The sequence below is a fragment of the Nocardia sp. 852002-51101_SCH5132738 genome, assembly GCF_001665695.1.
GTDB lineage: Bacteria > Actinomycetota > Actinomycetes > Mycobacteriales > Mycobacteriaceae > Nocardia > Nocardia nova.
In genome coordinates, this window is the sequence record NZ_LZML01000024.1 from 170,203 (window position 1) to 183,206 (window position 13,004).

Annotated in this window: 13 protein-coding genes; 10 read left to right on the forward strand and 3 right to left on the reverse strand. The window is 66.0% G+C overall.

Going from position 1 to position 13,004, the window contains the following annotated elements:
- The first annotated feature begins 150 nt into the window (after positions 1-150).
- The 9 genes from A5789_RS03890 to A5789_RS03930 all read left to right on the forward strand — a co-directional run bounded on the left by A5789_RS03890 (position 151) and on the right by A5789_RS03930 (position 8,543).
- On the forward strand, positions 151-975 hold the full coding sequence (locus A5789_RS03890) for a metalloregulator ArsR/SmtB family transcription factor (RefSeq protein WP_082940442.1): 825 nt from the start codon (positions 151-153) through the stop codon (positions 973-975).
- Positions 972-2,432 (forward strand): Fe-S cluster assembly protein SufB, encoded by a 1,461-nt coding sequence (gene sufB / locus A5789_RS03895; RefSeq protein WP_063013289.1) that lies wholly within the window; start codon positions 972-974, stop codon positions 2,430-2,432. Before A5789_RS03890 ends, sufB begins: the two co-directional genes overlap by 4 nt.
- The gene (gene sufD / locus A5789_RS03900; protein ID WP_063013288.1) at positions 2,432-3,625 is read left to right on the forward strand and encodes a Fe-S cluster assembly protein SufD; all 1,194 of its coding nucleotides are present in this window, start codon (positions 2,432-2,434) and stop codon (positions 3,623-3,625) included. Before sufB ends, sufD begins: the two co-directional genes overlap by 1 nt.
- Before the next feature lie 51 nt (positions 3,626-3,676).
- Positions 3,677-4,453 carry a Fe-S cluster assembly ATPase SufC gene (sufC, locus tag A5789_RS03905; RefSeq protein WP_030518444.1) on the forward strand — a complete coding sequence of 259 codons (777 nt, stop codon included), beginning with the start codon at positions 3,677-3,679 and terminating at the stop codon, positions 4,451-4,453.
- 1 nt (position 4,454) lies between these two features.
- Positions 4,455-5,714: a cysteine desulfurase gene (locus A5789_RS03910; protein ID WP_063013286.1), complete on the forward strand. Its 1,260-nt coding sequence runs from the start codon at positions 4,455-4,457 to the stop codon at positions 5,712-5,714.
- A gap of 46 nt (positions 5,715-5,760) precedes the next feature.
- Positions 5,761-6,258 carry a Fe-S cluster assembly sulfur transfer protein SufU gene (gene sufU / locus A5789_RS03915; protein WP_064902642.1) on the forward strand — a complete coding sequence of 166 codons (498 nt, stop codon included), beginning with the start codon at positions 5,761-5,763 and terminating at the stop codon, positions 6,256-6,258.
- Positions 6,251-6,622 (forward strand): metal-sulfur cluster assembly factor, encoded by a 372-nt coding sequence (locus tag A5789_RS03920; protein ID WP_064902641.1) that lies wholly within the window; start codon positions 6,251-6,253, stop codon positions 6,620-6,622. Before sufU ends, A5789_RS03920 begins: the two co-directional genes overlap by 8 nt.
- Positions 6,623-6,730: 108 nt before the next feature.
- Complete coding sequence (locus A5789_RS03925; RefSeq protein WP_063013279.1) at positions 6,731-7,156, forward strand: DUF4189 domain-containing protein; 426 nt, start codon at positions 6,731-6,733, stop codon at positions 7,154-7,156.
- 124 nt (positions 7,157-7,280) lie between these two features.
- Positions 7,281-8,543 (forward strand): acyl-CoA dehydrogenase family protein, encoded by a 1,263-nt coding sequence (locus A5789_RS03930; protein ID WP_064906497.1) that lies wholly within the window; start codon positions 7,281-7,283, stop codon positions 8,541-8,543.
- A 66-nt stretch (positions 8,544-8,609) separates the two neighbouring features.
- Here the strand turns inward: A5789_RS03930 and A5789_RS03935 are convergent, their stop codons facing one another.
- Together A5789_RS03935 and A5789_RS03940 are read right to left on the reverse strand one after the other, a co-directional pair.
- A complete protein-coding gene (locus A5789_RS03935; RefSeq protein WP_030518450.1) occupies positions 8,610-9,362 on the reverse strand; it encodes an RDD family protein in 753 nt (250 codons plus the stop codon).
- A 194-nt stretch (positions 9,363-9,556) separates the two neighbouring features.
- Entirely contained in the window at positions 9,557-10,513 is a 957-nt protein-coding gene (locus A5789_RS03940; RefSeq protein ID WP_064906495.1) for a Ku protein, read from the reverse strand.
- A 324-nt stretch (positions 10,514-10,837) separates the two neighbouring features.
- On the opposite strand from A5789_RS03940, the gene A5789_RS03945 reads away from it, so the two are divergent.
- Positions 10,838-11,041, forward strand: a complete 204-nt coding sequence (locus A5789_RS03945; RefSeq protein WP_146102251.1) for a hypothetical protein — start codon at positions 10,838-10,840, stop codon at positions 11,039-11,041.
- Positions 11,042-11,549: 508 nt separating this feature from the next.
- Here A5789_RS03945 and A5789_RS03950 read toward each other — a convergent pair.
- On the reverse strand, positions 11,550-12,665 hold the full coding sequence (locus tag A5789_RS03950) for a linear amide C-N hydrolase (RefSeq protein WP_063013272.1): 1,116 nt from the start codon (positions 12,663-12,665) through the stop codon (positions 11,550-11,552).
- Between the last annotated feature and the right edge of the window lie 339 nt (positions 12,666-13,004).

Genomic DNA, 13,004 nt, shown 5'->3' on the forward strand with positions numbered 1-13,004 from the left:
AGCCGGGGTGGGAGCCGCGGCCGTCGCAACGTCGCGGCGCGGGCCGTGACATATTGCACCGGCGGTCGATGCCCAGGTCGGAGCCGCATCCGGCTGCGATTCAGGGCACCCTTACTAGAATGCGGGAAATAATTCCGTCACACTGATGTTGTGAAAACCGTGGGTTTGCGGGAGAACGAGGTGAATACCGAGCGTCAGCAGGGCGCCCGGCCTTCCGCCGCGCCCGCGGCCGCCGCCGGTGAGGGGCATACTCGCGCGGCCGTCGTCCAGCTGCTGCTGGAGGAGGGGCCGATCACCGCGACGGCCATCGGGCAGCGGCTGGGTCTGAGCCCGGCCGGCGTGCGTCGTCATCTCGACGCGCTGATCGAATCCGGCGAGGCCCGGGCCATGCGCTCGGCACCGTGGCAACAGCAGGGCCGCGGTCGTCCCGCCAAGCAGTTCCAGCTGACCGCGGCCGGTCGCGGCCGGCTCGGCCACGCCTACGACGATCTGGCGGGAGCCGCGATGCGGCAGCTGCGCGAGATCGGCGGCGAGAACGCGATCATGGATTTCGCTCGCCGTCGCGTCGGTGTGATCGTCGCCGGTATCGATCGCCTGGCTCAGCACACCCCGGCCGCCACCTCGGAGAAGGCGGAGGAGATCGCCGAGGCGTTCAGCGACGCCGGATTCGCCGCCACCACTCGCAAGGTCGGCTCCGGCGTCCAGATATGCCAGCATCACTGCCCGGTCTCGCATGTGGCCGAGGAGTTCCCGGAACTGTGCGCCGCCGAACTCGAGGCGTTTCGCGAGCTGCTCGGAACCCACGTGCAGCGGCTCGCGACCATCGCCAACGGTGATTGCGCCTGCACCACCCACGTACCCCTGTCCGTTCCCCCGACGAGCAATCCCCCGACGAGCAATGCTCAGCCCGCCACCCGCGCCGTTGCACAGCCCGCAACGGCAGCTCGAAACGACTCCGGAAGGAGTGCCGAATGACGTCGACCACCGCGGCGAGCCGTGAATCCGATGCGCCCCAGAACCAGCCCCTGACCCAAGAGGAGACCATCGCCTCGCTGGGTACCTACGGCTACGGCTGGGCGGATTCGGATATCGCCGGCGCCAGCGCCAAGCGCGGCCTGTCCGAGGACGTCGTGCGCGACATCTCGGCGAAGAAGAACGAGCCCGAGTGGATGCTCAACGCCCGCCTCAAGGCGTTGCGGATCTTCGACCGCAAGCCGATGCCGAGCTGGGGCTCCAACCTCGAGGGCATCGACTTCGACAACATCAAATACTTCGTGCGCTCGACCGAGAAGCAGGCCGAGAGCTGGGAAGATCTGCCCGAGGACATCAAGAACACCTACGACAAGCTGGGCATCCCGGAGGCCGAGAAGCAGCGCCTGGTCGCCGGTGTGGCCGCCCAGTACGAGTCCGAGGTGGTCTATCACCAGATCCGCGAGGATCTCGAGGCCCAGGGCGTCATCTTCCTCGACACCGACACCGGCCTGCGTGAGCACCCGGAGATCTTCCAGCGGTACTTCGGCTCGGTGATCCCGGCCGGCGACAACAAGTTCTCCGCGCTGAACACCGCCGTGTGGTCGGGTGGCTCCTTCATCTACGTCCCGCCGGGCGTGCACGTCGACATCCCGCTGCAGGCCTACTTCCGGATCAACACCGAGAACATGGGCCAGTTCGAGCGCACCCTGATCATCGTCGACGAGGGCGCTTACGTGCACTACGTCGAGGGTTGTACCGCGCCGATCTACAAGTCCGACTCGCTGCATTCCGCGGTCGTGGAGATCATCGTGAAGAAGGGCGGCCGCTGCCGCTACACCACCATCCAGAACTGGTCGAACAACGTCTACAACCTGGTCACCAAGCGGGCCAAGGCAGAGGCGGGCGCGACCATGGAATGGATCGACGGCAACATCGGCTCCAAGGTCACCATGAAGTACCCGGCGGTCTGGATGACCGGCGAGTACGCCAAGGGTGAGGTGTTGTCGGTGGCGTTCGCGGGCGAGGGCCAGCACCAGGACACCGGCTCGAAGATGCTGCACCTGGCGCCGCACACCTCCTCGACCATCGTGTCGAAGTCGGTGGCGCGCGGTGGCGGCCGGGCGTCCTACCGCGGCCTGGTTCAGGTCAACAAGGGTGCGCACGGCTCCAAGTCGACCGTGAAATGCGATGCGCTGCTGGTGGATACGATCAGCCGCTCCGACACCTACCCCTACGTCGACATCCGCGAGGACGACGTGACGATGGGCCACGAGGCCACCGTCTCCAAGGTGTCCGAGGATCAGCTGTTCTACCTGATGAGCCGCGGCATGACCGAGGACGAGGCGATGGCGATGGTGGTGCGCGGCTTCGTCGAGCCTATCGCCAAGGAACTGCCGATGGAATACGCGTTGGAGCTGAACCGGCTCATCGAGCTGCAGATGGAAGGAGCGGTCGGCTGATGCCGGTCGAGAATGTGGCTGTCGCGGGCGAGGCCCGCATCCCGGCCGTCAACAAGGGTGAGCTGTTCGCCTCGTTCGACGTGGGCGCCTTCGAGGTGCCCTCGGCCCACGACGAGGCCTGGCGGTTCACCCCGCTGCGCCGGCTGCGTGGCCTGCACGACGGCACCGCGGTGCGTGACGGCCGAGCGGGTATCGAGGTCGCTGCCGTCGACGGCTCGGTGATCGACGGTGTGACGGTCGAGACTGTCGGCCGTGACGACGCCCGGCTCGGCGAGGGTGGGGTGCCCACCGATCGTGTTGCCGCCCAAGCCTATTCGGGTTTCGAACAGGCCACCGTGGTGTCGGTCGGCGCCGAGACCGAGGTCGGCCGCCCGGTCGTCGTCCGGGTCACCGGCCCCGGCGCGGACAAGACGGCCTTCGGACATCTGCAGATCCGGCTCGGCAACTTCGCGGTCGCGACGGTGGTCATCGATCAGCGCGGCAGCGGAACCTACGCGGAGAACGTGGAATTCGTGCTCGGCGACAGCGCCAAGCTGACCGTGGTCGCGGTCCAGGACTGGGACGACGACGCCGTGCACGTCACCGCCCATCACGCCAAGCTGGGTCGCGATGCCGTGCTGCGGCACACCGATGTGACCCTCGGCGGCGATCTGGTGCGGCTGACCGCGACCGTGCGCTACGACGGCCCCGGCGGCGACGCCGAACTGCTGGGCCTGTACTTCGCCGACGACGGACAGCATTTCGAGCAGCGCCTGCTGGTCGACCACGCGCAGCCGCACTGCAAGTCGAATGTGCTGTACAAGGGTGCGCTGCAGGGCGATCCGAGCTCGGCCAAGCCCGACGCGCACACCGTCTGGGTCGGCGACGTGCTGATCCGCGCGGAGGCCGAGGGCACCGACACCTACGAGGCGAACCGCAATCTGGTCCTCACCGACGGCGCCCGTGCCGATTCGGTGCCGAATCTCGAGATCGAGACCGGTGAGATCCTCGGCGCCGGCCACGCCTCGGCGACCGGCCGATTCGACGACGAGCAGCTGTTCTACCTGCGTGCTCGCGGTATTCCGGAGGAGGCCGCCCGCCGTCTGGTGGTGCGTGGTTTCTTCCACGAGATCATCCAGAAGATCGCGGTCGTCGAGATCCGGGAGCGGCTGGAGTCGGCCATCGAGGCCGAACTCGCCGCCATCGGTGCCTAGCACCGACGCGTCCCGGCAGCCCGAAACCTCCACCAGCCCAGAAGGAATGCAATGACCACCCTCGAAATCAAGGACCTGCACGCCGAAGTCGCCAATCCCGACGAGAACGGCGAGCCCATCAAGATCCTCAAGGGCGTGAACCTCACCGTGAAGTCGGGCGAGACCCACGCCATCATGGGCCCGAACGGCTCCGGCAAGTCCACCCTGTCCTACGCCATCGCCGGGCACCCGAAGTACATCGTGACCCAGGGTTCGATCACCCTCGACGGCGAGGACGTGCTGGCCATGTCCGTCGACGAGCGCGCCCGCGCCGGCCTGTTCCTGGCCATGCAGTACCCGGTCGAGGTGCCGGGTGTGTCCATGTCGAACTTCCTGCGCACCGCCGCGACCGCCGTGCGCGGCGAGGCCCCGAAGCTGCGCCACTGGGTCAAGGAAGTCAAGGAGTCGATGGGCGAGCTGGAAATCGACGCCGCCTTCGCCGACCGCAGCGTCAACGAGGGCTTCTCCGGCGGTGAGAAGAAGCGCCACGAAATCCTGCAGCTGGGCCTGCTCAAGCCGAAGATCGCCATCCTCGACGAGACCGACTCCGGTCTGGACGTCGACGCGCTGCGCATCGTCTCCGAGGGCGTCAACCGCTACAAGGAGCGCGAGAACGGCGGCGTCCTGCTGATCACCCACTACACGCGGATCCTGCGCTACATCCAGCCGCAGTTCGTGCACGTGTTCGTGGGCGGCCGCATCGTGGCCGAGGGCGGCTCCGAGCTGGCCGACGAACTCGACGCCAACGGCTACGTCCGCTTCACCCAGACCGCGACCGCGGGAGCCTGATATGACCGCTGTGACACGCACACTCGACGTCGCCAGGATCAGGGCCGATTTCCCGATCCTGAACCGGACGGTGCGTGACGGAAAACCGTTGGTGTACCTGGATTCCGGGGCCACCTCGCAGCGACCGCTGGCCGTCCTGGACGCCGAACGCGAATTCCTCACCCACACCAACGCCGCCGTGCACCGCGGCGCGCATCAGCTCGCCGAGGAGGCGACCGACGCCTACGAGGGCGCCCGGGCCGATATCGCGCGCTTCGTGGGCGTGGAGGCGAACGAGATCGTCTTCACCAAGAACGCCACCGAGTCGCTGAACCTGGTGACGTATTCGTTCTCCGACGACCGCTTCCCGTACCACGTGGGACCGGGCGACGAGATCGTGATCACCGAGCTGGAGCATCACGCGAATCTCGTTCCGTGGCAGGAACTCGCGCGTCGCACCGGTGCCACCCTGAAGTGGTACGGCATCACCGACGACGGGCGCATCGATCTGGATTCGCTGGAATTGTCGCCCGCGACCAAGGTCGTCGCGTTCACCCATCAGTCGAATGTGACCGGTGCGGTCGCCGACGTGCCCGAGATGGTGCGCCGCGCCAAGGCGGTCGGCGCCCTGGTGGTGCTCGACGCCTGCCAGTCGGTCCCGCACATGCCGGTGAACTTCCGTGAGCTCGGCATCGATTTCGCCGCCTTCTCCGGGCACAAGATGCTGGGTCCGTCCGGTGTCGGCGTGCTCTACGGCCGCTACGCCCTGCTCGAGGAGACCCCGCCGTTCATCACCGGCGGATCCATGATCGAGACGGTCACCATGGAAGCCACCACCTACGCGGCGCCGCCGCAGCGGTTCGAGGCCGGCGTGCCGATGACCTCGCAGGTGGTCGGATTGGGCGCGGCCGTGCGGTATCTCGAGGCGATCGGGATGGACGCCGTTGCCGCGCACGAACATACGCTGGTCGGCGCCGCCCTGGAGGGACTCGGCGCGATCGACGGCGTGCACATCGTGGGACCGACCGAGAACGTGGATCGCGGTGGCGCGGTGTCGTTCGTGGTCGACGGAATCCACCCGCACGACGTGGGCCAGATCCTGGACGACGAGGGCGTGGCCATCCGCGTCGGGCACCATTGCGCCTGGCCGCTGATGCGCCGGCTCGGCGTACCCGCCACCGCCCGGGCCTCCTTCGCGGTCTACAACACCCTCGACGAGGTGGAGGCGCTGGTGGCCGCGGTCCGTAAGGCACAGAAATTCTTCGGTGTGGCCGACCGTTGAATCCGGTGAGCGCGAGCGACCAGTGAACGGGGCGTGAGATTTCGCAATGCGTATGGAACAGATGTACCAGGAAGTGATCCTGGACCACTACAAGCATCCGCACCACCGCGGGCTGCGGGAGCCGTTCGGTGCCGAGGTGCATCACGTCAACCCGACCTGCGGTGACGAGGTGACCCTGCGGGTGCACATCGACGACAACGGTGACGTCGCCGATGTGTCCTACGACGGGCAGGGTTGCTCGATCAGCCAGGCCGCTACCTCGATCCTCACCGATCAGGTCATCGGCCAGCCCGTGCAGCAGGCGCTGAAGGTGGTCGACTCCTACAGCGAGATGATCTCGAGCCGCGGCACGGTCGAGGGCGACGAGGACATGATCGGCGACGGCATCGCGCTGGCCGGTGTGTCGAAATATCCGGCCCGGGTGAAATGTGCCCTGCTGGGCTGGATGGCGTTCAAGGACGCCGTGGTGCGGATAACCTCGGCCGAAGAGACCAAGCGGACCATGGGCAACGGGTCCGCCGGAAATGGGGAACGTCATGACTGAGACGCCGGCAACCGAACAGACGGACACCGAGGCCGAACTGTCCCAGGAGCAGATCGCGCTGCTCGAGGATATGGAAGAGGCGATGCGTGACGTCGTCGACCCCGAACTCGGCATCAACGTGGTCGATCTGGGACTGGTCTACGGGATGCGGGTCGAGGAGGACGTGGCCGTCCTCGACATGACCCTCACCTCCGCGGCCTGCCCGCTCACCGACGTCATCGAGGACCAGTCGCGAAACGCGCTGGTACGCAGCGGTTTGGTGGAGGATCTGAAGATCAACTGGGTCTGGATGCCGCCGTGGGGTCCGGACAAGATCACCGACGACGGCCGCGAGCAGCTGCGCGCACTGGGCTTCACGGTCTGATTCTCGTCACCGGGTAGGGGGCGAAGTGGACATCCGGGTTCGCCGTGGAGCAGGATCGCCTGCGTCCAGTACGCAGACTCGAACGGGGTGGATTCACGGATGTCCCATATGTTTACGCGCGTCCGCTCGGCGGCCGTCGCAGTGATGGCCGGTGCGGGTTTCGCGGTGGCCGGTGCCGCCGGTTCGGCTCAGGCCGACGGTGACCTGCACGGTGCGATCGCCTACTCCGACAGCAGCGGAGTGGTCGCCGCGGCCACCAATTTCGCCGACGCGCCCAGCGCGGATGCCGCGGCCCGGGCGCACTGCGGCCGCGGTGATTGCCGCGTCATCTTGGATTTCAGCAACGGCTGCGGTGCTGTCGCCCAGGGAGCGGACGGCCGGATCGCGGTCGGCTGGGGTCCGACCCAGGTCGAGGCGGAGAAGCAGGCGAGGGATTTCCTGGGGCCGAGCGCCCCGCCGTTCCCCGACCTGGGGAGCGCGATCCCGCGCCCGGCGAACATCGCCTTGAGCAGTTGCACCGCGAACGCGCACTGAACGTTTCACACCCGCGGCGGCCGACCTGGTTCCAGGTCGGCCGCCGTTGTTTTCCCCGGGAAGGCCTGCTGCGCGATATCGTGAGGGCCGAATTGCCGGACCGGCCGAAACGGTAGGAGCAGCAGTGGATTTCGACATACCCTCCGAGCTCAGCGACTATCTGGCCGAACTGGATGCCTTCATCGACCGTGAGATCGTGCCGCTCGAACGCGAGAACGACAACATCCGCTTCTTCGACCACCGCCGAGAGGACGCGCGCACCGACTGGGATCACGGCGGGCTGCCCAGCGCCGAGTGGGAGGAGTTGCTCGCCGAGACCCGCCGCCGAGCCGATGCCGCCGGGCACTACCGCTACGCATTCCCACCCGAATACGGCGGCCGCGGCGGCGACAACCTCGATATGGCCGTCATCCGCGAACACCTCGCCCGCCGGGGACTCGGCCTGCACTGCGATCTGCAGAACGAACATGCCGTGGTCGCCAACAACGTGGGCCTGCTGCTGATGCTGGAATACGGTTCGCCACAACAGCAGGCGGAGTGGGTGGAGGGCCTGGCGGCGGGCACGAAATTCTTCGCCTTCGGCATCACCGAACCCGAACACGGTTCCGACGCCACGCATATGGACACCCGCGCGGTGCGCGACGGCGACGGCTGGGTGATCAACGGCGAAAAGACCTGGAATACCGGCATTCACACCGCCGACGCCGATCTGATCTTCGCGCGCACCGCCGGCGAGGCGGGTGACGGCACCGGTATCACCGCATTCCTGGTGCCACCCGATACCCGTGGATTCACGGTCGAGGAATATCTGTGGACCTTCAACATGCCCACCGATCACGGGCGGGTCACCCTGCGCGATGTGCGCGTCGGCGCCGACGCCGTCTTCGGACCCGAGGGCCGCGGTCTGGCGGTGGTCCAGCACTTCTTCAACGAGAACCGGATTCGCCAGGCGGCGTCGAGTCTCGGAGCGGCGCAATACTGCATCGACCGGGCGGTGGCATATGCCAAGGAGCGCAAGCCCTTCGGCAAAGCGCTCGCCGAGAATCAGGCGATCCAGTTCCCGCTGGTCGAATTGCACACCCAGTGCGAGATGTTGCGCACGCTGATCCACAAGACCGCCTGGACCATGGATCGGCACGGCACCTTCGCCGCGTCCGAACAGGTGTCGATGTGCAATTACTGGGCCAACCGATTGTGTTGTGAGGCAGCCGATCGCGCCATGCAGGTGTTCGGCGGCCTCGGCTATTCCCGCCACCAGCCCTTCGAACACATCTACCGCCACCACCGCCGCTATCGAATCACCGAGGGGGCGGAGGAGATTCAGATGCGGCGAGTAGCGGGCTACCTGTTCGGATTCATGTCCTCCCGGGCGCCCAAGGGCGTGTGAGCAGCGCGAAACGGCCCCGCGTCCGGTGAGGGAACCGCGGGGCCGTGACAGCGCTGGGTAGCGACGTTACTTCTGAGCCTGCACCACGATGGTGCCGACGATCTTGTCGGCGAAGGTCTGGTTCTTCTCGTCCCACAGCGGCCACAGGTAGCCGAGGCCGCACAGGGCGTTGTCGAGAATGTGGCAGAGCTTGCGCACGAAGGCCATGCCGAAACCGAGCACCTGACCGTCGGCTTCCTTGATCACGCGGATGCCGACGACCTTCTTACCGGGCGTCTGACCGGTCGTGCCCTCCTGATGGATGAGCCACAGTCCGAGGCCCACACCCACGGCGATGGCCAGCAGCAACAGGATGATGCCGACCGCGGTCAGGCCGCCCCCCGTGCACGTGCTGGAGTAGGAATACGACGAGCTGTACGGGTCGTCGTCGAACGAGCAGTCCACGTCCTTGGTGCCGAGCCCGAACGCGAGCCCGTACAGGATGGCCAGCGGGACGCCGACGATCAGCGCGTCGATGAGGTAGCCGCCGACGCGCGCGAACCAGCTGGCGTACGGTGCGGGCGGGCCGAATCCCGGCTGCTGATAGCCGTATCCGGGTCCGGCCGGCGGGTAACCGGGCGCACCGTAATTCGGTTGTGCCGCACCGTATCCCGGAGGCGGTGTCCCGTAACCCGGAGGGGGAGCGGCATATCCGGGCGGCGGCGCGCCGTAACCCGGCGGGGGTGCGCCGTAGCCCGGCTGCGGGCCGGCGGGCGGATACCCGTAGCCCGGTTGCCCCGGCTGGCCGTACGGGCCGTTCGGGTCCGACGGGTTGGTCATATGTGGTTCCTCCGGAAGCTGGTGGTACGGGGACGATCCGGGCCCCGACCAGGTCGAACTGTGATTGCACCGTACGGTAACCGCCAGGCCCCGCCAAAGTATGGCCGACCCGCGCGCAATGGGCGCGCCGAACAGTCGGATATCTCACGATTGCCTGATTCGGCGAATGTCCCGGAATCGGCGCGGACGGGGCGCTATGCCCCCTTGCGAGTCTGTTTCGTGGCCTTGGGCGCCGCTTTCTTCGCGGTCGACTTGCTCGCCGACTTGCCGGTGGATTTCGACGCGGCCCGCTTCGTGGTCGCCTTCGCGGTCGACTTGGCCGCGGATTTCGAGGCGCGGCCCCGGCTCGACTTCCCGGATTCCCCACCGCGGCCGGTGGCTTCGAGGCTGCGCTGCAGCGCGGCCACCAGATCGACCACCTCGGCATCCATCTGCGCCGGTTCTGCCTCTTCGTGGCGGGTGACGCGGTCGGATCCCGATTCGATGGCCTCGTCGAGCAGCTTCTTCAGCTCGATCTGATACTCGTCGGTGTACTGATCGGGATCGAAATCCTCCGACATGCTGTCGACCAGCGTCTGCGCCATCGCGACCTCCTGCGAGCGCGGCGCGGCGGCATCGTCGAGCGATTCGAATTCGGCGGCCCGCACCTCGTCCGGCCACAGCAGCGTCTGCAACACCAGCACCCCGTCACGCACCCGCAGCGCCGCCAGCCGCGTCTTCTGCCGCAGCGTGAAATGCACCAGCGCGACCCGGTCCACCTGATCGAGCGTCTTCGCGAGCAACACGTACGCCTTGGGTGTCGTGGAGTCGGGCTCGAGATAGTAACTGCGGTCGAACAGGATCGGATCGATCTGCTCGGAGGGCACGAACTGCAGCACCGGAATCTCGTGCTTCTCGGCCACCGGCAACTTCGCGAAATCCTCGTCGGTGAGAATCACCTTGTCGCCCTCGGGCGACTCGTACGCCTTATCGATATCCGCGAAGGCCACCGACTGCCCGCACACCGTGCAGACACGGTCGTACTTGATCCGTCCGCCGTCCTTGGCGTGGACCTGATGAAACCTGATGTCATGGTCCTCGGTGGCGGTATAAACCTTCACCGGAACATTCACCAGCCCGAACGCGATGGAACCCTTCCAGATCGATCGCATGGAGTCGATGCTACTGATGACCGGTTGGTTTTGTCCGGTGAAGCGTCGCGACCTGCGGGTTCGCGGTTGTTGGTGAGTGTCGCCGGTTGCTGATTGTTGCTGTTTGTGGACCTGTGGACGTCCTGATACAAACGTCGTTTGCCCACGTGCAGTGCTATTTTCGAGACGTTTCGCGCCGACAGCTGAACCGTCCGTCAGGGTCGATTCGCCGTTTTGACCGCTTTGGCTGGCGCGCAATGTTGTGATACGGATATGCGCATCTAAACATTAGTCGCGACTGTGTCGGCGCGCACGTGGTCAACGTGCGGCGGCGGATCGGATGAGGTGCAAAGCGCGTTGTTCAAACTCGAAAAGCTCGCTGCCGCAGAGAAATCGGCCGACGTTATCCGCCGCGAGGCGACCAAGATCGACAAAACGGTGACCGACTTCGCGACCGAGGTCGAATTGGTGCTCGCCGAAGCGCTCACTGCCCTCACGATCAGCGCCGGGCCGACGTCTCTGACTATGGTCAACACCGACGTCGCCTGAGCATCTCCTTCCCCGATTTCCGCCCGGTCAACGAGCAGCAGCCGCCCCGCTAGGCGAAGTGGACCAACGCGTCAATCGCGACGCGCCGGTCCCGTTCCCATCTTCGGTGTGCCCCCGGCGGGGCACTGTGAACATGGGACCGGGTCCGAACTGCGATTTCCTAAAGGACAGTTGGCTATTGACGCTGATTACCAGCTGTGAATCGGGTGTTTCGTCGCTGATGCCCGGCAGGTCGTGACGTGCTCGTGCAGCTGCGCCGTCACCCCGAACGAGCAAACAGCATCCGCCACGCTCGGCCGTTGCTCACCACCCATCGCGGTGAACACTGCCTGCCTCGTCGGTCGGGTCGAACTGGCGCCCGGTGGGCGTGGCGTGAGTGGCGGCAGGACTATCGGCTTGACCGGGGGACGGCAATGGCGGTCAGCGTGTTCGTGGGTGACGTGTCTGCCATCTGCTCGATCTCCCAGTCAGGCACCGGCCGCGCTTGCCGTAGAGCGAGGCCGGTGCGCTACTCGGCGGTGATGTACCCCGCCTTCACCAGCAGTGCGTCGCGCATCTCGGTGACGAGTTCCTGTAGCGGCTTCGTCTCGCCGGCAACGCTCTTCGCCTCTTCAACGGCTTCGCCGATGAGCTTGGCCTGCTCGATCGAGACGATATGGAATGTGTGGTGCTTCTTGAACTCCTTGCCGACATTGCCGGCCAGCCCGCCTTCGAGGCAGAGCTTGCTCAGCAGGTCGACTTTTGCGACCCCGGAGCCCTCGCTGAAGTCGAGGTCGGCCAGATCCACCCACACGATATTGGGTGCGGTGGTCGACTCGAAGACGTAGCGGAGGTTTGTCAGGTCACAAACCGTTTGCCACAGCGTCTGCGAGGCGTCCGGCTTGCCCGGCTCGGCGAGGCGGAATGGCTGGGCGGCGTTGTGGATGATGCTGTACATCGCCGCGATGGCCTGCAATTGGGTCTTCGGCTGGACCTGATGTTTCACGTAGTACAACGCGCGGGCGAACCGATCGCGAGCATCGCACGTGCCCGGCAAGGGGGCGTCGCCGCCGAGCCCCTCGAAATTTTTCACCAGTTCGAGCTGCTTGTCATAGGTCGGCGAATTCGTCATCACGAGGTAGTCCCGGCTGTGGAAAATATTCAGTTCGCCGCCGATGTACTCGAGGATCACAGAGTCGCCGGACGCATCGTCCAGCGCGAGGTGGATCGCCGGGTGACTACCGCCGGTCGGATCCGTCATCGGGACCACTTGCGGGTCGTTCTGCCGGGTCCAGTCCACGGCCGCAGCGACGGTGGGGAAGTTGTCCAGGTAGTACTGCAGCCACACCGACATCGCCAATTGAGGACGTGAATCATCGGGTTTGCCGTACTCCGACTCGGCCAGCCACAGCACATGTCCAGCCATGCCCTTCTCATTGATGCCGTCCGCCGAGAGGATGTCGTAGACACCGGAGACGACACTGCCGTACTTGGCCATCCAGCGGAGCTTGCCTCTGACTCGATCGTCGCGCTCGATACCGCGTGGAAGCTTCCAAATGTTGGTATGCAGCTCCTGGTGGAAGTCCATGTTGCGACCGACGATGACTGCTCCGCCGGCATCCGGCCAGATCACACGAGTGCACATGAAATGGGTCCCACTTTCTCCTCGACATGGGTCCATCGCCTTGGGGATGCGCCGATTTGGCAGGGAGAAGCCGTGACGCCATGCTAGGCCACACCATCCCGGTAGGCAGGGATCTGCTCGGAATGGCACGGACCCGGGCCGTCCGTGCCGAGATTGGTACCAGCTATGCCGCTGGTCCGGTCACTTTGTGTCCGGGCCCGCGCGGCGGTGTAGATGCGAGGGCACACATGCGGTGACCGCAGAGATCGACCTATGGAAACAGGGTCAAGTCCAAGCGGGTGGTGTATCGGGGTGATTTCCGCGTGATCCTGTTCGATCAGGCGGTCAGTGCGGGGGTGG

What these genes read in the sequence shown, in the direction of transcription:
- sufB (WP_063013289.1), top strand. Translation starts at nt 972, where the DNA reads ATGACGTCGACCACCGCGGCGAGCCGTGAATCCGATGCGCCCCAGAAC.
- sufD (WP_063013288.1), top strand. Translation starts at nt 2,432, where the DNA reads ATGCCGGTCGAGAATGTGGCTGTCGCGGGCGAGGCCCGCATCCCGGCC.
- sufC (WP_030518444.1), top strand. Translation starts at nt 3,677, where the DNA reads ATGACCACCCTCGAAATCAAGGACCTGCACGCCGAAGTCGCCAATCCC.
- A5789_RS03910 (WP_063013286.1), top strand. Translation starts at nt 4,455, where the DNA reads ATGACCGCTGTGACACGCACACTCGACGTCGCCAGGATCAGGGCCGAT.
- sufU (WP_064902642.1), top strand. Translation starts at nt 5,761, where the DNA reads ATGCGTATGGAACAGATGTACCAGGAAGTGATCCTGGACCACTACAAG.
- A5789_RS03920 (WP_064902641.1), top strand. Translation starts at nt 6,251, where the DNA reads ATGACTGAGACGCCGGCAACCGAACAGACGGACACCGAGGCCGAACTG.
- A5789_RS03925 (WP_063013279.1), top strand. Translation starts at nt 6,731, where the DNA reads ATGTTTACGCGCGTCCGCTCGGCGGCCGTCGCAGTGATGGCCGGTGCG.
- A5789_RS03935 (WP_030518450.1), bottom strand. Translation starts at nt 9,362, where the DNA reads ATGACCAACCCGTCGGACCCGAACGGCCCGTACGGCCAGCCGGGGCAA.
- A5789_RS03940 (WP_064906495.1), bottom strand. Translation starts at nt 10,513, where the DNA reads ATGCGATCGATCTGGAAGGGTTCCATCGCGTTCGGGCTGGTGAATGTT.
- A5789_RS03950 (WP_063013272.1), bottom strand. Translation starts at nt 12,665, where the DNA reads ATGTGCACTCGTGTGATCTGGCCGGATGCCGGCGGAGCAGTCATCGTC.